This window comes from Microtetraspora sp. AC03309 (assembly GCF_020826795.1).
Taxonomy (GTDB): Bacteria; Actinomycetota; Actinomycetes; order Streptosporangiales; family Streptosporangiaceae; genus Microtetraspora; species Microtetraspora glauca.
The window spans coordinates 30,539-52,355 of the sequence record NZ_JADDIL010000063.1; the positions used below are offsets into that span (position 1 = coordinate 30,539).

At 68.4% G+C, this 21,817-nt stretch carries 18 protein-coding genes and 1 tRNA gene; 9 read left to right on the forward strand and 10 right to left on the reverse strand.

Features of this window, described 5'->3' with window-relative positions:
* Positions 1–109: 109 nt before the first annotated feature.
* From IMZ11_RS30715 to thrS, 3 genes are all read right to left on the reverse strand, one after another.
* On the reverse strand, positions 110–727 hold the full coding sequence (locus IMZ11_RS30715; protein WP_228645925.1) for a hypothetical protein: 618 nt from the start codon (positions 725–727) through the stop codon (positions 110–112).
* 17 nt (positions 728–744) lie between these two features.
* Complete coding sequence (locus IMZ11_RS30720) at positions 745–1,512, reverse strand: DUF4239 domain-containing protein (RefSeq protein WP_228645926.1); 768 nt, start codon at positions 1,510–1,512, stop codon at positions 745–747.
* A 330-nt stretch (positions 1,513–1,842) separates the two neighbouring features.
* Positions 1,843–3,171 carry a threonine--tRNA ligase gene (gene thrS / locus IMZ11_RS30725; protein WP_308066874.1) on the reverse strand — a complete coding sequence of 443 codons (1,329 nt, stop codon included), beginning with the start codon at positions 3,169–3,171 and terminating at the stop codon, positions 1,843–1,845.
* A 276-nt stretch (positions 3,172–3,447) separates the two neighbouring features.
* On the opposite strand from thrS, the gene IMZ11_RS30730 reads away from it, so the two are divergent.
* Positions 3,448–4,230, forward strand: coding sequence for a class II aldolase/adducin family protein (locus IMZ11_RS30730; RefSeq protein WP_228645928.1), 783 nt, complete (start codon positions 3,448–3,450; stop codon positions 4,228–4,230).
* A gap of 296 nt (positions 4,231–4,526) precedes the next feature.
* Here the strand turns inward: IMZ11_RS30730 and IMZ11_RS30735 are convergent, their stop codons facing one another.
* Both IMZ11_RS30735 and IMZ11_RS30740 read right to left on the reverse strand, forming a co-directional pair.
* Complete coding sequence (locus IMZ11_RS30735) at positions 4,527–6,794, reverse strand: HAD-IC family P-type ATPase (protein ID WP_228645929.1); 2,268 nt, start codon at positions 6,792–6,794, stop codon at positions 4,527–4,529.
* 367 nt (positions 6,795–7,161) lie between these two features.
* Entirely contained in the window at positions 7,162–7,569 is a 408-nt protein-coding gene (locus IMZ11_RS30740; RefSeq protein WP_228645930.1) for a RidA family protein, read from the reverse strand.
* A 142-nt stretch (positions 7,570–7,711) separates the two neighbouring features.
* Between IMZ11_RS30740 and IMZ11_RS30745 the strand changes: the two genes are divergently transcribed.
* A complete protein-coding gene (locus IMZ11_RS30745) occupies positions 7,712–8,092 on the forward strand; it encodes a helix-turn-helix domain-containing protein (RefSeq protein WP_228645931.1) in 381 nt (126 codons plus the stop codon).
* 264 nt (positions 8,093–8,356) lie between these two features.
* On the opposite strand, the gene IMZ11_RS30750 is transcribed toward IMZ11_RS30745, so the two are convergent.
* Complete coding sequence (locus IMZ11_RS30750; RefSeq protein WP_228645932.1) at positions 8,357–9,043, reverse strand: helix-turn-helix domain-containing protein; 687 nt, start codon at positions 9,041–9,043, stop codon at positions 8,357–8,359.
* An 87-nt stretch (positions 9,044–9,130) separates the two neighbouring features.
* Between IMZ11_RS30750 and IMZ11_RS30755 the strand changes: the two genes are divergently transcribed.
* The 5 genes from IMZ11_RS30755 to IMZ11_RS30775 all read left to right on the forward strand — a co-directional run bounded on the left by IMZ11_RS30755 (position 9,131) and on the right by IMZ11_RS30775 (position 15,146).
* Positions 9,131–10,282, forward strand: a complete 1,152-nt coding sequence (locus IMZ11_RS30755) for an acyl-CoA dehydrogenase family protein (protein WP_228645933.1) — start codon at positions 9,131–9,133, stop codon at positions 10,280–10,282.
* 454 nt (positions 10,283–10,736) lie between these two features.
* Positions 10,737–11,378: a hypothetical protein gene (locus IMZ11_RS30760; protein WP_228645934.1), complete on the forward strand. Its 642-nt coding sequence runs from the start codon at positions 10,737–10,739 to the stop codon at positions 11,376–11,378.
* A gap of 441 nt (positions 11,379–11,819) precedes the next feature.
* Entirely contained in the window at positions 11,820–13,244 is a 1,425-nt protein-coding gene (gene rox / locus IMZ11_RS30765; RefSeq protein WP_228645947.1) for a rifampin monooxygenase, read from the forward strand.
* A 277-nt stretch (positions 13,245–13,521) separates the two neighbouring features.
* A complete protein-coding gene (locus IMZ11_RS30770) occupies positions 13,522–13,977 on the forward strand; it encodes a GbsR/MarR family transcriptional regulator (RefSeq protein ID WP_228645935.1) in 456 nt (151 codons plus the stop codon).
* On the forward strand, positions 13,974–15,146 hold the full coding sequence (locus IMZ11_RS30775) for an FAD-dependent monooxygenase (RefSeq protein WP_228645936.1): 1,173 nt from the start codon (positions 13,974–13,976) through the stop codon (positions 15,144–15,146). Before IMZ11_RS30770 ends, IMZ11_RS30775 begins: the two co-directional genes overlap by 4 nt.
* Positions 15,147–15,628: 482 nt before the next feature.
* Here the strand turns inward: IMZ11_RS30775 and IMZ11_RS30780 are convergent, their stop codons facing one another.
* Positions 15,629–16,378 (reverse strand): class I SAM-dependent methyltransferase, encoded by a 750-nt coding sequence (locus tag IMZ11_RS30780; protein ID WP_374463018.1) that lies wholly within the window; start codon positions 16,376–16,378, stop codon positions 15,629–15,631.
* Between the two features lie 474 nt (positions 16,379–16,852).
* Here IMZ11_RS30780 and IMZ11_RS30785 point away from each other — a divergent pair, with 474 nt between their 5' ends.
* A complete protein-coding gene (locus IMZ11_RS30785; RefSeq protein WP_228645937.1) occupies positions 16,853–17,536 on the forward strand; it encodes a DUF2125 domain-containing protein in 684 nt (227 codons plus the stop codon).
* A gap of 222 nt (positions 17,537–17,758) precedes the next feature.
* On the opposite strand, the gene IMZ11_RS30790 is transcribed toward IMZ11_RS30785, so the two are convergent.
* Both IMZ11_RS30790 and IMZ11_RS30795 read right to left on the reverse strand, forming a co-directional pair.
* Positions 17,759–17,832: transfer RNA gene (locus IMZ11_RS30790), tRNA-Pro, on the reverse strand.
* 80 nt (positions 17,833–17,912) lie between these two features.
* On the reverse strand, positions 17,913–18,815 hold the full coding sequence (locus IMZ11_RS30795; protein WP_228645938.1) for a metallophosphoesterase: 903 nt from the start codon (positions 18,813–18,815) through the stop codon (positions 17,913–17,915).
* 81 nt (positions 18,816–18,896) lie between these two features.
* Here IMZ11_RS30795 and IMZ11_RS30800 point away from each other — a divergent pair, with 81 nt between their 5' ends.
* The gene (locus IMZ11_RS30800) at positions 18,897–19,352 is read left to right on the forward strand and encodes a GatB/YqeY domain-containing protein (RefSeq protein WP_061253936.1); all 456 of its coding nucleotides are present in this window, start codon (positions 18,897–18,899) and stop codon (positions 19,350–19,352) included.
* Positions 19,353–19,480: 128 nt separating this feature from the next.
* Here the strand turns inward: IMZ11_RS30800 and IMZ11_RS30805 are convergent, their stop codons facing one another.
* The gene (locus IMZ11_RS30805; protein WP_228645939.1) at positions 19,481–21,697 is read right to left on the reverse strand and encodes a transglycosylase domain-containing protein; all 2,217 of its coding nucleotides are present in this window, start codon (positions 21,695–21,697) and stop codon (positions 19,481–19,483) included.
* Between the last annotated feature and the right edge of the window lie 120 nt (positions 21,698–21,817).

The window sequence follows — 21,817 nt, forward strand, 5'->3', positions numbered from 1 at the left end:
CGTGGCCGCCGGGAGGGCGAAATTGATACTAACGTCAGAATCAGAAAGGCGCTATGGCGTCGGCTGCCGCTCATGCCGGCGGCCGACTCCAGTCCGCGGCGCGCCGCGCCTACCGTCCGGCGAAGGCCACACCCGCCGCCGCCGCGATCACCGTCGTGATGACGACCATGACGAGGATCGTGGCGAGTGGATTCCTGCGCTTGACGGGGTGCTTCGCCGCGCGGCGCACCCGCGTCCGGGGAGCGGTCGTCGCCGGGGAAGGTGAGGGCCGCGGTTCCACGACGCGGCGCGCCGGCGGGCTCGGCCTCTCCGGACGCGGTGTGACCTGCCGAACCGGCGGTGTCGGAGCCGGCGTCGGTGCCGGTGTCGGTGTCGGTGTCGGTGTCGGAGGGGGTGTCTGCTCGACGACCGGTTCCGGCGGAGGCACCGGTTGGGGCGGCGAGCATTCTGGACGGCAGTCGCAGGGAGGAATCCCTATGCCGATCCCCAGTCCCAGGCTGACCACCGTGTCCAGCTCGACACAGACCGATATCTCCAGGCCGGCCGCCGGGCCGTCGTCGCCGGAGTCGCCCGAGTCGTCCGTACGGAGTGGTGCGCGCGCGGCCACGGCCCGCGCGGCGGACGAGGTGGCCGCGTCGGCCGACGCGGGGGCGGCGTCCAGCGGTCCCGCGACCACGGAACCGATGAGCACCGCACCCGCGAGCAGTCCGGCCCACGGCGCCGGCACGCGTCGAACTCCCCTGCTCATCGGCCCAGAGGGATCTGCTGGATCTCCTGCAATGCCGCCGTGAGCGCGTCCGGCTTGACCGCCAGCCCGCCGCTGAACACGTGCGAGATGTCCCACGCCTGGTAGACGCCGACCCCGAGCAGCGCCGCCATCACCATCAGGGGCAGGATCGTCATGCCACGGGGCCGGGCGCCCGCGAGGAACGGAAAGACGATGACCACGACACCGGTCAGGATCGTCAGGGCCAGGACTCCGGAGGGAGGCGTGGCCTTGGCGTCCGCCGCCCTCTGATGGCGGGCGGCCGACAGGTCGGCGACCGCGTCCAGTACCGCGCCGCGGGCGTTCTCCGCCTCGTCTCCGGTCAGGCTCATGCTCGTCACCTGGACGCGGAGCTGGTTGAGCCGCGCCGAACCTTCGGAGCTGAGTCGCCCCTGCGCCATGAGCGGCCATTCCTTGTCGAGCACGAAGCCGAGGTAGCCGCGCAACTGCGCCTGCACCTCCGACGAGGCCGGAGCGGGCAGCGCCGTGGACGCCCAGTAGGTCTCCACGGCCGCCTCACCCTCGGCGTAGGTGTTCTCACGGGCGGCGTCGGTCGTCGTCCACGGCACGATGATCGCGATCGCGAACACCAGCAGGAACAACGCCGACAGCATCGCTCCCGCGTGGCCCGTGGAGGGGCCGCCGGGATCACGGTCGTCCGTGCCCCGGTCGAGTTTCCTGAAGAGGAAGGCGGCCAAGGCCACCGTGCCGATCGCCGAGGCGATGGCGAGTACGCAGACCAGCATGACGATCCCCCATTGCGGTTTTGTGGCAGAGAGCCCCGACACTTTGCCGGTCGCGAGCCGTCACATAACTATCACAATGAGTGATGTTTAGGATGTCGCCGGGGGCGCACCGGCGGGAGGTGACTCCAGGAAAACGTCCGACCTCGCCCGCCGCTCTCGATCCATGGCTGCGAGAGGCCCTGCCGACGTGGGCCTCAGGAGATCACGGCACGCACGGCACTGCCGTCTCGTGACAGGAGAAGGCCGGTTCCGAAGATCGGAGCCGGCCTCCCAGCCGGTACGTCCAGGTCGAGGTGCGCCGGGTGGCAGCAGGGTGTGGCCTCGTCGTCGTCATGAGGCGGCGCCGTCCCACAGGACAGTGCTGTGGGCGTCGACGAGCGCGCCGATACGGGTAAGGACGTCGCCCGCGGGCCGCGGGTCGAGGCGGCGCCCGTCACGCAGGCGCAGGGCGACGTGGTCGTCGGCGGCCTCCTTGGCGCCGATGACGGCGTGGTAGGGCACAAGGCGGGCATCCCGGACGCGGGCCCCCAGGCTGCCGCGTTCCGGCCCGGCGATCTCAGCCCGCAGCCCGAGGTCGACGCATCGCCGGGCGAGCGCCGCGGCGTTCGGCAGCTCGGCTTCGGAGACCGGGAGGATCATCAGCTGGGTGGGGGAGAGCCAGGCGGGGAACGCGCCGCCGTGCTGCTCGATGAGGTGGGCGACGGCCCGTTCCACGCTGCCGATGACGCTGCGATGGATCATGACCGGCCGGTGTTTCGCGCCGTCCGCGCCGATGTAGTGCAGGTCGAACTGCTCGGGCTGATGGAAGTCGACCTGGACGGTGGACAGGGTGGACTCCCGGCCGGCACTGTCGGAGATCTGGACGTCGATCTTGGGTCCGTAGAACGCGGCCTCCCCCTCGGCCGCCTCGTAGGGCAGGCCGGAGCGGTCGAGGACATCGATCAGCAGGGCGGTGGATCGCCGCCACATCTCGGGAGCGGCGACGTACTTCCCGCCAGGGCCCGGGAGGGAGAGCCGGTAGCGGCGCGGGCTGACGCCGAGCGCCTCGTATGCCCGGCCGATCATCTCCAGGGCGGCCCGCGCCTCCTCGGCGACCTGGTCCAGAGTGCAGAAGATGTGCGCGTCGTTCAGCTGGATGGCCCGGACGCGGGTCAGCCCGCCGAGCACACCCGAGAGTTCGGAGCGGTACATGGCCCCCAGTTCGGCCATCCGCAGGGGCAGCTCACGGTAGCTGTGCGAGCGGGAGCGATAGATCACCGCGTGGTGGGGACACAGGCTCGGCCGCAGGACGACCTGCTCACCGCCGAGGTCCATCGGAGGGAACATGTCGTCGCTGTAATGCGACCAGTGCCCCGAGATCTCGTACAGCTCCCGCTTGCCGAGCACCGGCGAGTACACGTGCCGGTAGCCCGCCCGCCGTTCGGCGGCGCGGATGTACTCCTCCAGGGTGTGCCGTACAACCGCGCCGTCGGGCAGCCAGTACGGCAGGCCCGAGCCGATCAGCGGGTCGGTGTCGAACAGGCCCAGCTCGCGGCCGAGCTTGCGGTGGTCATGCATGGCGGTCTCCTCGCGTACGTCGGGCGAGCGACCGAAAGACGAAGCCCCGGGGCACTCGCCCCGGGGCTTCGGACTAAGACTGTTGTCAGCGCGCCGGGACACTCTCCGGCGTCGTCGTCATGGCAGCGCGCTTCATGCCGGAAACCGTAGCAGAGCGTCGCGACGTCCAGGCGATCTATTCGGCGCGAACCGTATTCGCGTCCGCCGAACATTGATAAACGTTGATATAGGGGAGTTCGGGCGGCACGCTGGACCGGTGGCCTTTCGATGATCGGTGCCCAGCCGATCGTGCGCCCGCGTGGTGAGCCGGCCACCGTACCGGCGAGCTCGTACCGCCTGGCTGCTCGCCGAAGTCGACCCCTCAGCGCTGGAGGCACGATGGACCTGGAGCCGATCCCCACCGACGAGCTGATCTTCCGGCTGCCGGAGAAGTTCGACAGCGTCGAGGCCGAGCGCCGGCACCGCCAGGAGCGCCTGGTCGCCGCGCTGCGCCTGTTCGGCAGGTTCGGCTTCGAGGAGGGGGTGGCCGGACACATCACCGCCCGCGACCCCGAGCATCCGGACCACTTCTGGGTCAACCCGTTCGGCATGAGCTTCAAGCACATCAAGGTCAGCGACCTCATCCTGGTCAACCACCAGGGCCAGGTCGTACACGGCAGGTACCACGTCAACCAGGCCGCCTTCGCCATCCACGCGATGGTCCACCAGGCCCGCCCCGACGCGGTCGCCGCCGCGCACTCGCACTCGGTGTACGGCAAGGCGCTGTCCTCGCTCGGCACGCTGCTGGAGCCGCTGACCCAGGACGCCTGCGCCTTCTACGAGGACCACGGCCTGTTCGACGACTACACCGGCGTGGTGGTGGAGATCGAGGAGGGTCGGCGCATCGCTCAGGCGCTCGGCTCGCACAAGGCCGTCATCCTGCGCAACCACGGGCTGCTGACGGTGGGCGACTCCGTGGACGCCGCCGCCTGGTGGTTCATCACGATGGAGCGCTCGTGCCAGGCCCAGCTGCTGGCCAAGGCGGCGGGGCCGACCGTGCCGATCGACCATGAGCAGGCCAAGCTCACCCACGGCCAGATCGGCAACGACCTGGTCGGCTGGATCAGCTTCCAGCCCCTCTACGAGCAGATCGTCCGCTCCGACACCGACATGTTCGAGTGATCTCCCGGATGCCCATGATCTGAGGGGTCTCGGCCGTCACCGGAGATGGGGGAACCGCCACACGGGTAATCCGGTCGGGCTCGGAGCCTCGACGCGCACCTGCGGGAGTCAGTCGCGGGGACCGCGGTGGCCGAGGCGGCCACGGGTGACGGCGAGAAGCACGACGGACGCGAGACCGTAGCCGAGCGCGCCCGCGGTGAGCATCGTCAGGCCGTCGGCGTCGGGGAAGATCTCCGGCCACTACCGGAATCGCCGTCGCGCCGCACCGTGCTGAGGAACAGGTCACCGCCTACTGATCATCGGCGTGGTCCCAAGGGCGGGGTGAGTTTGACGGCGAGGCTGATGACCGCGGCCCCGACGGCGGCGATGCCCACGGCGATCAGGGTGTCATAGAGGTCGCCGGGGTCGAAGGCGAAGAAGTCCTGGACGAACGGGAGGGTGAGCGCGAGCACGAAGAGCCCGGCCATGGCCGCGACCAGCCCGATCCGCCAGGCCGTCACGGGGCGTACGACCAGCACGAGCACCCACCAGGTGACCAGGAACAGGGTGATGACGGCGGAGGTGCGGTCCTGCTCCAGGGTGGAGGCGGGGATGTGCGCGACCCAGAAGGACAGGAGCACCGCGGCCGCGCACGCGACTCCCGCGGGTACGGCGAAGCGCAGCACCCGGGGCACGAACCCCGGCTCGGCTCGCTGAAGGGTGGGCGCCAGCGCGAGGAAGAAGGCGGGGACACCGATGGTGAGCGCGTTGACCAGGGTGGAATGCAGCGGCGTGAAGGGGAAGGCCAGCCCGATCAAGCCGGTGAGCAACGACAGTGTGATGGCGTAGAAGGTCTTGGTGAGGAACAGGTTGGAGACGCGCTCGATGTTGGCCAGCACCCTGCGTCCTTCGCCCACCAGGTAGGGGAGAGTGGCGAAGCGGTTCTCCAGGAGGACCACCTGAGCGACCGCCTTGGTGGCGGGGCTGCCCGCGCCCATCGCGATGCCGAGGTCGGCGTCCTTGAGCGCGAGCACGTCGTTGACGCCGTCGCCGGTCATCGCCACCACGTGGCCGCGCGACTGGAGCGCGCCGACGAACATCCGCTTCTGATGGGGGGTGACCCGTCCGAAGACGGTGTTGGCGTCGAGGATCTCGGCGATCTTGTCCGGGTCGTCCTCAGGGAGGGTGCGTGAGTCGACGGCCTTGTCACCCCCGGGGATGCCGAGGGCGGTGGCGATGGCGGAGACGGCCTGCGGGTTGTCGCCGGAGATGACCTTGACGGTGACGCCCTGCTTGGCGAAGTACGCCAGGGTTTCCTGGGCGTCGGGGCGCAGGCGCTGCGTGAGCGTGACGAGCGCGACGGCCTCCCCGCCCTGCCCGCTCTGCCCGTCGAGGCCGGGGGTGCGACAGAGCGCGAGCACGCGGGCACCGGTGGAGGCGAGGGCGCTCGCCTCGGCATACGCGGGGCTGCCGGGGTCGATGAGGACGTCCGGAGCGCCGAGGATCCACGCCCCGTGGTCGTCGAAGTCCGCGCCGCTCCACTTGCGGGCGGAGGAGAACGGCACCCGGTGTCTGGCCGTCCAGCCGGGCGGTGCGGAGGGGTAGCGGGCCTGGATGGCCTGAGCCGTGGGGTTGGGGCGGGGGTCGGCGTTGGCGAGGGCGGCGAGAGCGTCCTCGACCGGCTCGCCGTCGCGCAGCGGCAGCACGTCGCCGAGGTCCATCCCGCCGGCGGTGAGGGTACCGGTCTTGTCCAGGCACAGGACGTCCACCCTGGCCAGGCCCTCGATCGCGGGGAGCTCCTGCACCAGACAGTTGCGACGGCCCAGGCGTACGACGCCGACCGCGAAGGCGATGCTGGTCATCAGCACCAGCCCCTCGGGGATCATGGTGACGATGCCGGCCACGGCGCCGGTGATGGCGATGCCGAAGTCCGCGTGGTGGCCGACCTGGCTGTAGATCAGCAGCGCGCCGATGGGGACGACCAGCCAGGTGATGTACTTGATGAAGCGGGCGACGCCTTCGCGCAGCTCGGAGCGGGCCAGCGCGAACGTGCTCGCGGCGGCGGTCAGACGCGCGGCGTAGGCGTCCGCGCCGACCTTGGTGGCGGTGAACGCGCCCGAGCCGGCGACGACGAAGCTGCCCGACAGCACCTGGTCGCCCGGCTCCTTGTGAATGGGATCGGCCTCGCCGTTCAGCAGCGACTCGTCGACCTCCAGCCCCTCGGAGGCGACGACCTCGCCGTCGACGAGCAGCCGGTCACCGGGCCCGACGAGGATGAGATCACCGAGTACGACGTCGCGCGGCGCGATCTCCCGCTCCGAGCCGTCCCTGCGCACCCTGACGGGAGCCTCGTTGACCACGGCAAGGCGGTCGAGGGTGCGTTTGGCGCGTAGTTCCTGCACAATGCCGATCAACGAGTTGGCCACGATGACCAGCCCGAACAGCCCGTCCTTCCACTCGCCGAAGATCATGATGAGCAGCCACAGGATGGCGATCACCAGGTTGAACAGGGTGAGGACGTTGGCCCTGACGATCGCGCCGAAGGATCTGCTCGACCTGCGCGGTACGTCGTTGCGTTTCGCCACGGCCACTTGCGCTGACGTGAGCCCGTCCACTCAATTCCCCCAAAGCCCCTTGAATCCGGTGGATCTTCCGGCTAAGAGACTGCCAGTTCTCGGGTAGTCGGTTCCACAGGTTGCGGCACGCCGTACAGGGTGGCAGACCCGCGCCGGACGCGCTCAGGAGGTGACGCTTCCGCGAACGCCTCCCCGGAACGGCATCAGGCAGCGGACTCACCTGCCGGCCTTCGTCGTGGTCACGTGCACCTCGGCCGGAGCGCATGATCAGACGAAGGCCGCCTCGAATTCCAGCGAATGCCCAGGTGGGCGAACCGTTCGAGACACCGTTCGAGGCTCGAGGTTCACGAACACGCTCAGGGCGAAGAGCACCTGTTCAGTCGATGATCGCGGTGGCTTCGACCTCGACCAGATGGTCGGGTACGTCCAGAGCCGCGACGCCCAGCAGCGTGCCCGGCGGTACCGGGGTGACCCCCAACTTCGTGGCCGCCCGAGCGACCCCCTCCAGGAACAGGGGCAGCTTGTCGGGGGTCCAGTCGACGACGTAGACGGTCAGTTTCGCCACGTCGTCGAAGGAACCACCGACTTCGGCCAGGGCGGTGCCGATGTTCAGGTAGCACTGCTCGACCTGAGCGGCGAGGTCACCTTCGCCGACCGTGATCCCATCGGCATCCCAGGCGACCTGCCCGGCGATGAAGACCAGCTTCGATCCAGACGCGATCGACACCTGCCGGTAGGCGTCGATTTCCGGCAATCCGCTGGGGTTCACCAGGGTGATGGCCATATTGCCTGCCTTCTTGTCATGAGAGCCCGTGGGCTCGCTTCCACCGAACCTCGACGCATGTGCTCTCTTGCGGTTACTCAGGAACCGTAGGAGAGTGGCCGCTGACATGGAAGAACGCACTTTTCAGTGACTGGGGAACCTCATGGTGACCAAGCAGTTCAAGGGCTCGGCCAACGAAGCGGACCTGACGCGCGCGGACTCTTTGGCGCGGGAGATCTTCTCGGACGTCGCCAACAAGTGGGCGTTTCTGATCATCGAGTCCCTCGGTGAAGGCACCCTGCGCTTCAGCGAGTTGCGGAACGAGATCGAGGGCATCAGCCACAAGATGCTCACCCAGAATCTGCGCATGCTGGAGCGCAACGGCCTGGTCGAGCGGAGCGTGCACCCCACCGTGCCGCCGCGGGTCGAGTACACCCTCACCAGACCGGGCCGAGCCCTACGAGCGACCGTCGATGGAATGTGCGCCTGGACCCAGGAATACCTCGGTGACATCGAGGCCTCGCGCCGCCGCTTCGACGCCTGACAGGTGAGGCACTCGCACGCGAAGCCATCGGCCGGGCATCGCTCGTGCCTGATTCCGTCTGGTTCGGGGCAGGTGCCTCGCCCGGTCGCGATGGATTCGCCGGTGAGGCGGTGGGCCATGAGGTCGATCAGGGCGATGTGGATCGTGGCCGCGGAGTTGGACAGGTCGCCGGTTCCGTGTCGCGCGGTGCGTGCTTGGGACTGTGCGCGGCCCGGCCGGGCCCGTCCCTCGGGGGTTGGAGCGCCACTTCCTTCCCCGTGTCGATCAGCTCACGCGGTGCGGCCGGGGGACCTGGGCGAATGTGGACAGCCTGAACCATTGGGGCAGGGCGCGACGTAGCGCCTGCGGGCCGTGTACCTCGACAGCCCCGGAGCGGAGGGCGTCGGACCAGGTGAGATCGCCACGCCAGATCTCGGTCATCCGTCGCAGCCCCACGATCACCTTCACCGTCAGCGGATAGCCGGGATCGTCGTCGCATACGTCGGCCTCGCCGCGGGTGATGACCAGCCACCAGTCGCGGCTCTGCGCTGCCACATCGGTGAAGCTGAACTGCACCACCGTGCGCTGTTCAGGGATGACGTCGTAGTCGACGTTGCGGTGCATGTCCCACAGCAGCAATTGCGGGTCGAGGTCCTCGTCGCCCAGCTCGGGGATCCAGCGGATGCCCCAGGCGCCCAGTGCTTCGACCACCGGCTGCAGCTCATGCCCGGCAGGGGTGAGCAGGTACCGCACCCGGTTGCCGTCGGGGCGGCGCTCCAGGATGCCGGCGCGTTCCAGCCGGTTCAGTCGCCTGGACAGCAGGGAGGGTGACATCCTCGGCACCCCGCGGCGCAGCTCGTTGAAGTACCGGCTTCCGGTGACCAGCTCCCGGATGATGAGCAGCGTCCAGCGCTCGTCGAGCAGCTCCATCGCCTTCGCGACAGGGCAGAATTGACCGTACGAGGATCCCACGCCGATCAGGGTAACCCCGAGACGAAATCACTAGGTGGTACATATTTCGTACTAGAGGCGGGCGGCCGGCGTCCTTACCGTCGGGCCATGACTCTTACAACGAACCCGACCGAGCATGACGCCGACGTCGTCGCGCTGGCCGCCAAGGTCGGCCTGATGTGCGCGCCGAGCGAGGCGGAACACGACCTGGACGCCACCTTCGTCGCCGAGGCCTACCAGGCGATGCGGGATCACGGTTACCTACGGCTGGCCGTACCCACGGAGTTCGGCGGCCTGGGTGCCGAACTGCGTCAAGTCGTGCTGGCCGAGGGCGAGCTCGCCCGCCATGCGGGGTCGGCCGCGCTGGCCGCGGCCATGCACCTCTATATGACCCTGGTCCAGTGCTGGCGACACCGTCGAGGCGCGCCGGACGCCGAGGGCGCGCTGCGCCGAGTCGCCACGGACGGGCTGATCATGGCTACCAGCGGCGGATCGGACTGGGTGTGCCCCACGACGACGGCCGTCGAGGTCGACGGCGGGTTCCGGTTCACCGGACGGAAGACGTTCTGCTCGCAGGCGCCGGTCGCCACCGTCATCTCCACCTCGGCCGTGCTCGGGGAACCTGGACCTGACGCCGAGGTCCTGCACGCCGGGGTACCGCTGTCCAGCCCCGGCGTGTCGCTGGTCGAGACCTGGGACACCCTCGGGATGCGTGGCACTGCCAGCCATGACCTGGTGTTCAGCGACGTGTTCGTCCCGGCCGACAAGATCCTCGGTCGACGGCCGTACGGGAAGCTCGCGGGGCCGCTGCTGGTCGCCGCCATTCACTTCGCGCCCGTCGTGAGCGCGGTCTATCTGGGCATCGCTCAGGGGGCGTACGACGAGGCGCTCCGCGTCCTCTGCGCGCGTCCCGGAGATCCTGCTCCGGCGACGGTACGTCAACTGGGGGAGATGGCCGCCCGCCTGCGGGTGGCCTGGTGGGCGCTGCTCGCCGCTGTCGAGGAAGTCGGCGACGACCCTCCGGCGGACGAGCCGACGTTGATCACGCTGATGGTGGCCAAGCGGCACGCCGTGTGTGAGGCGAAGGCCATCGTCGACCTCGCCCTCGATGTCGTGGGAGGCGCGGCCTTCTTCCGGACCTCCCCGTTGGAGCGGGCATATCGGGACGTACGCGGAGGCCCGTTCCACCCCATCACCCCCGAGGCGACCTTGGCTCTGGCCGGAACCGCCGCGCTGGTCACCGCGGAGCGCAGACCGTGATCGGTGTCCTTCACACCGAGACCTGCCGCCGAGCGCACGCCCCCGTGCCCGCCCCGCCCGTGCCTCATCTCGGCGACGTGCCCTGCCTGGCTCCGGGCGGCCCCACCCCGACAAACCGTGACCAGGAACGCCGGTGACATCACGACACTGACCTGGACCCGGGCCATGGTGGCCGCCCGGGGGTCGGGCTCGACGATCAAGGTGCTCGGGAGATACAGCCCCGCACCTCAGCTCGTGAGCAGGAGCGTGCCTCGCCTCGCGTCCGCACACCTGACCCGACAGCGGATAGAGCCGAAGGTGAAGACAAGACGACCGAACCATGCCGGGTTGCGGGCACGGCCGGTTGTGCAAGGGCTCTGCCGCACCATCCGGATCAGAAGGCGGATAATCCCGCATGACCCGTTTTGATCTTCTAAGGTTCGACGAGGCGGGCGAAACCGGTGGACGGGGCGAGATGAGTGCGGACGACCGAATCGAACAGGCCAGGCTGCTGTACGAACGAGCGATCTTCGGGGGCGACACCGACGCTGTGACGGCGGCCGAGCGGGAGCTGGATGCGGTGGAGGCGGACCTCGCCCTCGCCCGGGGCCGTGTCGTGCACGCCCGGTGCATGGAGAGCGGGCATGAGGACCCTCACGAGTTGGGTCTGTTCGAGCGCGCGGCCGAGCTCTATCGGAGACTCGGAAACGTACGCGGTGAGGCCGAGGCCCTGTTCTGGATCGGGGCCTTCCACCAGGTCGTACGCAGTGACGACGTCGCCGCGGTTCCCGTGCTCGAACAGTCCCACCAGAAGGCGGTGCGCATCGGCGACTTGATGACCGCGTCCTACGCGCTCCGGCACCTGGGCATCGCCGACCAAAAGGCCGGCCATCTGAAGTCGGCGCGCGAACGCCTGGAGGAATCGACACGGCTCCGCCGGGAGGTCGGGTTCCTTCCCGGCGTCGCCGCGAACCTGGTCGGACTGGCCTACGTGACCGCTGGGGAAGGCCGTCGCGACGAGGCGCTGGGACTTCTTGACGAGGCCGGCTCGATCGCCGAGGCAGCGGGGGCTTACGGCATCCTGCGCCAGGTCCGGGAGGCGCAGGCCCAGCTGTAAGTGGCTGACTTTTCCCAGGTCACCTGGAGCCAGGCCGATGGCTGCGGTGGCGATGAGGACGGGTCCCAGCCGGGCCGCCACGCCGGATTCGCCCTGCAACCGCACGGGCCCGTACGGAGCCGTGATCACATGGCTGAGAAAGGGTTGGACGGAGTGATGCTCGGGCTTGTAGCTTGCAGTTGATCGTGACACCGCCCGAGGAGGTGAGACCCATGAACGCTGTATCGACGTGGGTGCTCCCCCTTCCCGTCACGGCCGGCGATTGACGTAGGTGTCGCCGGGAGCGCCTCACCAACAAGGCACTCCCGAAAGGCAACACCTATGCACTCTCCGCGGTTCACCGCCGAGCCGTCGTCGAACGATACGGTCGAGCGCGACTTCACCGTGAGCGACGTCCCCGAACGCTGGTCGCCGGCCTCCGACGCCGATCGCGCGCCCCTCATGTTCGACGTGATCATTGCCGGGTGCGGGCCGACCGGTGCGATGCTGGCCGCCGAACTGCGGCTGCACAATGTGCGGGTACTCGTTCTGGAGAAGGAAACCGAGCCCGTGTCGTTCGTCCGCATCGTCGGTCTGCATATTCGCAGTCTCGAAGTGATGGCAATGCGCGGACTGCTGGATCGTATTCTCCGACACGGAAGACAGCGTCCGGCCGGCGGTTTCTTCGCCGCCATCACCAAACCCGCGCCCGAGGGCCTGGATTCCGCGCACACCTATCTGCTGGGCATCCCGCAGCCTGTCATCAATCGCCTGCTCGATGAACATGCGATCGAACTGGGTGCGCAGGTCCGGCACGGTTGTGCGGTGGCCGCTTTCGAGCAGGACGACGAGGGCGTGACCGTCGAGCTGGCCGACGGGGAACAACTGCGTTCGCGCTACCTCGTCGGCTGTGACGGCGCGCGCAGTACGGTACGCAAGCTGCTCGGCATCGGTTTCCCCGGCGAGCCCTCGCGGACCGAGACGCTGATGGGCGAGATGGAAGTGAGTGCGCCACAGGAGGAGATCGCCGCCAAGGTGACCGAAATCGGCGAGACCGACAAGCGATTCTGGCTCCGGCCCTTTGGCGAAGGGATCTACAGCGTCGTCGTCCCCGCCGCAGGGGTCAGCGATCGCGCGGAACCGCCCACCCTTGAGGATTTCAAACAACAGCTGCGCACCATCGCCGGAACCGATTTCGGTGTGCACTCCCCGCGCTGGTTGTCCCGCTTCGGGGACGCCACCCGGCTGGCCGCACGTTATCGGGTCGGGCGGGTGCTGCTGGCCGGCGACGCGGCACACATCCATCCACCCATCGGCGGACAGGGCCTCAACCTGGGTGTTCAGGACGCGTTCAACCTCGGCTGGAAACTGGCCGCGCAGATCCGCGGCTGGGCGCCGGAAACACTGCTGGACACCTACCAGGCCGAACGTCATCCGGTCGCCGAGGACGTGCTGGACAACACCCGCGCCCAGATGGAACTGCTGTCCACCGAACCGGGCCCGCAGGCCGTGCGCAGGCTGTTCACCGAACTGATGGACCTCGACGAGGTGAACCGCCATCTGATCGAGAAGATCACCGCGATCGGCATCCGCTACGACTTCGGCGCAGGCCCCGACCTGCTCGGCCGCCGCCTGCGCGACATCGAAGTGGAACAGGGCCACCTCTACGATCTGCTGCATCGCGGCCACGGCCTGCTGCTGGACCGCACCGAACGCCTGACCGTCGGCGGCTGGTCAGACCGGGTCGACTACCTCGCAGATCCCACTGCGGTACTGGATGTTCCGTGCGTCCTGCTACGCCCCGACGGCCACGTCGCCTGGATCGGCGACGATCAGCAGGACCTGGACGACCACCTCTCCCGCTGGTTCGGCCCGGAACTCCTATAGCTGCGGCGAGCCGCCACTCAGGTGATCGGCGCTTCTCCGGTGGGCTGCTCGGACAAGAGGTCGGCCGGCGCTGTCCGTACGGCGGCCCGGCTCACCCCATGGGCGCGTGCGAGGGTGGCGATCGAGGTTCCCTGGTCCTGGAACGCCTCCCGCACTTCCTTGCGGCGGGCGCCGTCCAGGGCGGGCGGCCGGCCGCGGTAGCGCCCTTCCGGCTCACCATCTTGTCGGATACGCGGATTTTAGCTCATACTGAAACTCGCGAAAGGAGGGGATTCGTATGGCCGATGACGAACAACTGCTGGAATGGGCCGAGCAGGTCGCCATGTACCTGGCACGCGACGGCGTGCCGCCGATCGCCGGGCGGATCCTGGGCTGGCTGATGGTCTGCGATCCGCCGGAGCAGTCGGCCGGCCAGATCAGCGCCGCCATCGGCGCCAGCCGCGCGTCGTTGACCATGAACCTGCGGTTGCTGACCGGCATGGGCTTCCTCACATGGAGGACCCGGCCGGGCGATCGCACCATGTACTACCGGATGGCCGACGACGCCTGGCAGGCGGTGGTGCGGCAGCAGGTGGCGGGCATCGCCTCTTTCCTCGACATCACCCGCCATGGCCTCGATCTGCTCGGGCCCGACGCCGAACGGGCCGCACGCGTCCGTCAAGCGCACGCCACCTTCGCGTGGATGGCCAAGGTGTTCGAACAGGCCCCACCGCTGGACAAGGAGGATCCATGACCGGCCACGCGATCGTGATCGGGGGCGGCATCGGCGGTCTGGCCGCCGCCGTCGCCCTGCGCCGCATTGGCTGGCAGGTGGACGTGCTGGAGCGCGTGCACACCTTCGGCGAGGTGGGTGCCGGCCTGTCGCAATCGCCCAACGCGATGCGCGCCCTGGCCGAACTCGGCCTGGCCGAACAGGCCCAAGCGGCGAGCATGCCGACCTGGGCCACCCACGCCATGCGCCTGCCCTCAGGTCGCCACCTGCTGCGCGCCCCCACCGGCCAGAACCCGCCGCTGCGCGCCTTCCGACGCGCCGCCCTGCACAGGCTGCTCCGACAGGCGCTGCCCGAGGACGTGGTGCACACCGGCGTCGAGGTCACCGGCCTGGCCCAGGCCTCCGAGAAGGTGACCGTCACCCACACCGCCGGCCGGCAGGACGCCGACCTGGTCGTCGGCGCCGACGGCATCCACAGCCTCACCCGTCGCCTGCTGTGGCCGCAGGCCCCCGCCCCGCGCTTCCTCGGCTACACCGCCTGGCTCGGTCTGGCCGACACTTCCATCCCAGTGGGCGGCAGCATGACCCTGGGCCGCGGCAGCTACTTCCTCATCCACCCCGTCGCACCGCGCCAGGTCTACTGGGCGCTGGGCACTGCCGCCGACCGGCCCGGCGTCCGCTTCGACGACGAATTGGAGGAAGTGCGGCGGCGAGTCTCCGGCTGGCACGACCCGATCCCCACCCTCCTGGAGGCCACGCCGCCCGAACAGGTCCGCCACCTCGACATCCACGACCTACCCGATCTACCTGCCTACACCAGCGGCCGGATCGCCCTGCTCGGCGACGCCGCCCACGCCATGAGCCCTGATCGCGGCCAAGGCGCCGGGCAATCGATCGAAGACGCCGTCGTCCTGGCCGCCGCCCTCGCCGACAACGCACCCGTACGCGCGGCGCTGGACGCCTACGATGCTCAGCGTCGCCCCCGAACCCAGGCCATCGCCCGCAACGCCCGCCAGGCCGGTCTTCAAGTGATCAATGCCGGGCCGATCATCCATGCCCTGACCGTTCTCGCCCTCCGGCTCACTCCCTCAACGCTGTGGGCGCGCCTCGCGCCCCGCACGCTCGGTCCCCTGTGGGACTGGACACCCCCGATCCTGCCGGCAACGCCTGACGCACTCCCACATAGCTGACCCGCCCGAGCTACCCCGAAGGCCGAGTCACCCGAACCCCGGAAGTCATCACCAACCAGCGTGAACGCCAAGATCCTTGTGACGGTGATCACGCGGCCAGTTTCCGCCGTTAAGAAGTGGCCCGACCAAGTGGTCAACGCCGTCTTCACGTGTCCGTCCGCCAGCGTTGTGCACAGAAACCCACACCCAACGGGATCAGACGGCGTTGACGCCGACCGAGAGCCACGAACAGGGAAGGTACGGCGAGCGACCATGACCGGCTGCGTGCGGGAGCGCAGCGGTCGGCGCCGATCCGAAGGACGCCGAAGGAGCCGCGAAGCGGTTGGGGCCGGTGGCGGAGCGGCGGGCGGCTGCGTGTGCAGGGGCGGCGGGTTTCATCTGGGCAGGGTGCTTCTACGGGGCGGCCCGAGCCGCCGACGTCCGGGACCGGCCGGAGAGCCGCACGCCCAGGCCTCCGCAGGTCACCTCCTTGATCGTGGAGGCTAAACGGCTTCCAGGACGAAGAACAGGAAGCACAGGAAGGCCGAATCGGCTTCTTTGAGGACGTCGGGGAACAGTTCGTGCGCGCCTGACGCCGGATGCGGTTCGCTGATGACGGAGATCCGGAAGCCGGCCGCGCTGAAGGCGTCGGTCATCGCGTGCAGCGGCCGGTGCCAATACGTCAGCACGGCGCTCTGGCCGCTGAAGGTGTAATCCTCGGAGTGCTCACGGGTCGCGAAGTAGCTGGCATCGGGATAGACCAACTTGTAGACGAAGGGGTGATTGACTGCCACGATGAGTCGGCCGCCGGGAGCCAGCACGCGCCGCAGATCGGCGAGTGGTGCCTTCCAGTCCTCCAGGTAGTGCAGGACCAGGCACACGATGGCATCGTCGAACGCGCCATCAGGGAACGGCAGAGGATCATCGCCCAGACCAGCCTGACGCAGGGCCGCGCCCTCGCCGAGCCGCTGCCGGGCCAGGTCCAGCATCTTGGCGCTGGGGTCGACGCCGGTCACGATGGCGCCCTGCTCGCGCAGCGCCGCGAGCAGAGGACCGGCACCGCAGCCGACATCGAGGATCCGCCGCCCGGCCACGTCACCGGCCAGGTCCAGGATCGCGGGCCGCGTGTAGTAGCCGTTGATGAGGTTGGCCTCGGTTTCGGCCGCGTACGCCTCGGCGAAGCTGTCGTAGTCGTTGGGCACGGCCTGGTCGGCGGGCCCGGCGGAGTTCTCGATCGCGGGAGACATGCCCATCATGGCAGTCACCTTCGACAGGGCGGCCACCCTTCAGAGGCTTCGCTGGTAGATCGGAAGGCAGGGAGTGGGTGACCAACTGGGTGACAACCGCCCGAACACCGCCGTTCTGCCGATATATCAGCACCACGTAACTCCGTGGCAACCGAACTCCGAGAGTTTCCTCGGCCCGCCGAACCATGTCCTCGGTCAGAGGTGGTCCGATCCATGGAGAGGAACCTTCTCCGTTTGCACGTCTGAGCCCGTGCACATGACCGTCAGTTGTGGCCCTGGCGGCGAGGGTTACCGTGGCCACGCGGTCGGGAGGAGGGTGTTGTCCCCCTGCTGCCGCGGGAGGCGCAGAGTCATCCTTGTGTGATGTGAACCATCGTCGAGCGGACAGAGTGCCGCCGCTGCCCCTCTCTACGAGCATCTCCCGGCCAGGCAGGCAGAACAAGACTGGTTCTTGGGTCTGTACGTTGCCAGGCTGTAACCGTGAACGCTACAGGTAGTGAGGTCTGGGATCCGTTCGGCACTTTGCGCAGCGCCCTATGGATCGGAGGTGGCCAATGGGCCGGCAAATCCACCGTCGCCAGGCTGCTGGCCACCCGGTACGGGCTGACCGCGTACCACTACGACTATCACGACGCGCGTGCACACAATGACCGTCGGATCGCACGCCGAGTGCGACTTGGCGAGCCCACCGCAGACCCCGACCCGGACAGCGTCTGGGTGAACACCAGCCCTCAAGAGATGGCCGACGAGACCCTGGCCGGCTTCCCCACGCGGTTCGAGTGGGCTTTGGACGACCTGCGCGCCCTGGTGTCGGGGCGACCCATCATCGCCGAAGGTTGGGGACTGCGTCCGGAACTGGTCGCCCCCATCATCGACTCACCCCGTCGAATGATCGTGATGGTGCCGAGCGAGGAATTCCGTGAGCGTCAGCTCCGCGAACTGCCCCGTGCCGCCGTCGTCGCTCGCGCGGTCAGCGACCCCGATCGAGCACAGCGCAGCCGACTCGCCCGAGACCGCCTCGTCGCCGACGAGGCCGCCCGCTCCGCTCGTCGCCTGGGCATACGAGTACTTGAGGTTGATGGGCTCGACGATGCGGAGGCCGTGGCAGACATCGTGGCCGACCACTTCAGCTGCTATCTGCCGCTGCCGATCTACAGGCCCTGACCACACGGCTGATCGTTGCACTCGTGCTGAGCTCCACGGACGCCACCGATGACCCATCTCAGAGTTGCTCAACATCGTTGTCGGCCGCCCAGGCCCGGACCTGGGGATGCTTGTGCGGCGAGTGGCCGTAGGGAGAGGCCATAGTTACGCAGGTAGTCACTCAGACAAAGCAGAAGGCCAGTCCCGATGATCGGAACTGGCCTTTGAGCTGGTCTTGCTGGGTCGGGGTGGCGGGATTTGAACCCACGGCCTCTTCGTCCCGAACGAAGCGCGCTGCCAAGCTGCGCTACACCCCGGTGCGCAGAGCTTGTTCGCCCTGCGCCTCGCAAAGTCTAGCGGACTTTGGTCGTGCTTGTGTCATCCCCGGACCGGATGATCACGATGAGGTCCGCCGGGGAACGAGCGTGAGAAGCGTCGCCTCCGGAGGGCAGGAGAACCGCACCGGTGCGTACGGCGAGGTGCCGAGGCCGGCCGACACATGCAGCCAGGAGCTTTCGTGCCTGCTCAGCCCTTTGACGCGAGCCCGGTCGATGCCGCAGTTCGTCACCAGCGCCCCGTAGAAGGGGATGCACAGCTGGCCGCCGTGCGTGTGACCGGCGAGCAGGAGCTGGTACCCGTCGGCGGCGAAGCGCGACATGTTCCGCGGCTCGGGCGAGTGCATGACGCCCAGCCGCAGATCGGCGTCGGAGGGGGCGGGACCGGCGATCACGTCGTACCGGTCGCGGTCGATGTGCGAGTCGTGGATGCCGCCGACGTGGATGTCCAGGTCGCCGACCTTCAGGCGGGCCGTCGTGTTGTTCATGTCGAGCCAGCCCGCCGCGGTCATCGCGGAGCCGAGCTCGTCCCAGGGCAGGTTCGGGATGTGCTGCCGCGCGTCGTTCTTGGACGTACGCCAGAGGTACCTGGCCGGGTTCTTGGGGCGTGGCGCGTACAGGTCGTTCGACCCGTACACGAACATGCCGGGCCGGTCGAGCAGGGGTTCGACCGCGTGCATGTAGGCCGGGATCGCGTCCGGGTGGGCCAGCGTGTCACCCGTGTTCACCACCAGGTCGGGCTGGAGGGACGCGAGAGAACGCACCCAGTTGATCAACCTGGAGCGTCCCGGGGTGAGATGCAGGTCGGAGATCTGCAGGATCCGGATCGGCCGTTGCCCGGGATCGAGAACGGGCACGTCGAAGCGCCGCAGGCGGAACCAGTTCCGTTCCACGATGGAGGCGTAACCGAGACCGGCCACGCCGAGACCGAGCAGGGACAAGGGAACCGCCACAGCTTTCCTCACACAGCCATCATGCCCGACCCGGGCGGCGGCTCAGGGATAACGAGGCGAGATCCGGCCCGCCGAGACGGCAAGATGGACCCTATGAGTGCGTTGAAGGACAAGCTGAAGGCCGATCTCTCGGCTTCGATGAAGGCCCGTGACGAGGTACGCCTCCGGACCATCCGGATGGCCCTGGCCGCCGTCAACGTCGAGGAGGTGGCGGGCAAGGAGGCCCGCGAGCTTTCCGACGAGGAGATCGTCAAGGTGCTGACCCGGGAGGCGAAGAAGCGCCGTGAGGCGTCCGAGGCCTTCGCGAACGCCGGACGCGCCGAGCAGGCGCAGGCCGAGCTGGACGAGCAGGCCGTCCTTGAGGAGTACCTCCCCGCGCAGCTTTCCGACGACGAGCTGAACCGTCTCGTGGACGAGGCGATCGCGGAGAGCGGTGCCGAGGGTCCCAAGGCGATGGGCCAGGTCATGAAGGTTCTCAACCCGAAGGTCGCGGGCCGCGCCGAAGGCGGCCGTGTCGCCCAGGCCGTACGCGCCCGGCTGGCCGGCTGAGCCGGGCCGCGGACGCGCACGAGCCCGCTGACCCGGGCCGCGGACGCGCGGGCGACAGGTCAGGGCAGCGGACGGTCGTGGGCCGGCGGGGGTACCCGCCGGCCCACGACCGTCGCCGTGAGGCGACCTCAGTCGATGATGATGGGACCGCCGCCGCCGTCGTCGTTTCCGTGACCGCGGCCGTTGCCTCGGCCGTGGTCTCCGCCGTCGCCCCCGCGGTCACCGCCCCGATCATCGCGAGCGGGACGCTTGGGGGCGCACTGCTGGGTGCAGCCGCCGAACCTCGACATGTCGGGCGCGACGAACGACGTGGCAGAGACGCCCTTGAGCGCCCCCAGCATCGTGTCCTTCCAGATCGGGCCCGGGATGGTGGCGCCGAACACCGAGCCGTAGGTACGCCCGCCCATGACCTGGCCGCCCAGCGGGTAACGCACCGGGCCGCGAGGGTCGCCGAGGCTGACCGCGCCGGCGAGATCCGGCGTGAACCCGGCGAACCACACGGTCCGTGACTGGTCGCCGGTACCGGTCTTGCCCGCGGCGTCCCTGCCGATTCCGCCGACGCCGCGCATGGTGCCCTTGGTGAACACGCCTTCGAGGATGTTGGTGGCCGCGTCCGCGATCTCCTCTTCCACGGCCTGCTTGCACTCAGGCTTGAAGGCGGTGACCTTGCCGAACCGGTCGACGATCTCCGTGATCGCCATCGGGGCGCAGTACTTGCCGCGTGCGCCGAGGGTCGCGTACGCGGACGCCACGGTCACCGGGTCCATCTCGTTGAAGCCGAGGGTGAAGGTCTGGAACTCGCGCAGTTTCTGGCCGTCGGCCCGCTTGATGCCGAAGTCCTTGGCGGTCTTGACGACGTCGCAGAGCCCCACCTTCCGCTCCAGCGTCATGAAGAAGGTGTTCACCGAGCCCCAGGTGCCGGTCTCCAGCGTCCTGAACCCGCCGGCGCCGCCCTCGGAGTTGCCCTGGGCGGTGGTGGGGTCACCGACGTTCTCACCCTTGCAGTTCTTGAAGTCGGAGTACCCGTTGGCCTGGAAAGTGGCGCCCGTGTTGAAGCCGTCACCGAACTTCATGCCCTCCTTGAGGGCGGTCACCAGGGTGAACATCTTGAACGTCGAGCCGGCCTGGAAGCCGGTGCCGCCGCCGTGCAGGGCATCCGCGACGACGTTGAACGACATCTCGTTCTTCTTGTGGTTGGTCCCGAACTTCCGGCTCGCCGCCATCGCGCGGATCGCGCCGGTGCCCGGCTCGACGAGTGCCTCGGACGCGACGGGCTTGTCGCCCGTGTGGACGTATTTCTTGATCGCCTTCTCGGCGGCCTTCTGCATGTCGCGGTTCAGGGTGGTCTTGATGGTCAGACCGCCCCGGTTGAGGAACTCCCGCCGGGTCTTCTCGGACTTGCCGAACTGCTCGTCGTGCAGGATCTCGTTCTGGACGTACAGGCAGAAGTAGGGGAACTCGCTCTCCTCGCAGCCACCGGGGATGGGCTTGTCCTTGTAGCCGAGCTTCTTGGTCTTGGCCTTCGCGGCCTCCTCCAGCGTGATGATCTTCAGCTCGGCCATCCGGTCCAGCACGGTGTTGCGCCGGGTGATCAGCCGGTCCCGGTACGCCTTGCCCAGGTTCGGGTCGGTGTTGTTCGGGTTCTGTACGGCTCCCGCCAGAGTGGCGGCCTGGACGAGATCGAGCTCGGAGGCGTGCTTGCCGAAGAATCGCTTGGACGCCGCCTCGATGCCGTAAGATCCCGCCCCGAAATACGCGATGTTGAGATATCGGTTGAGAATCTCGTCCTTCGAGTACTTCTTCTCGATGGCCATGGCGTACCGGATCTCGTTGAGTTTGCGCGAGAGGGTCGGTGCGATGGCCGCGGCCTTATCCTCTTCGGTCTCGGCCTTGTTGAAGATGACCTGCTTGACGTATTGCTGAGTGATCGAGGAGCCGCCCTGGGTGACGCCCCCCGTGGTGAGGTTCTTGATGAGAGCGCGGCTCGTGCCCTCAAGGTCGAGTGCTCCGTGCTCATAGAAACGGAAGTCCTCGATCGCGACAATGGCCTTCCGCATGATCGGAGAGATCTTGTCGAGCGGGACGGACTCCCGGTTCTGGAAGTAGAACTGCGCGATCTGCTTGCCGCCCGCGTCGAGCAGCGTGGTCTTCTCGGGAAGCGGAGGCTCGTCGAGGTCCTCCGGAGCGATGTTCAGCTCTTCCTTGACGGACTTCACCGTGATGCCCGCACCGCCGACCGCCGGTAGCGCGATGGCCGCCGCCAGCACCCCCGCCGCTCCCGCGGCGGCGATCAGCCGCAGGACGGTTCCAAGCGCCGTTGCCTGAGCTTTGCCTTGAGCTTGCACGTAACCAAGGGTACGTCGAGCGGAGTACTCGATCGCTACCGGAGGTCCCTACTTTACACTGCGCCGTCTCGGGGAGGACTAGTCATTCCCGGCCACATGGCCTGACATGACCATCTGGGA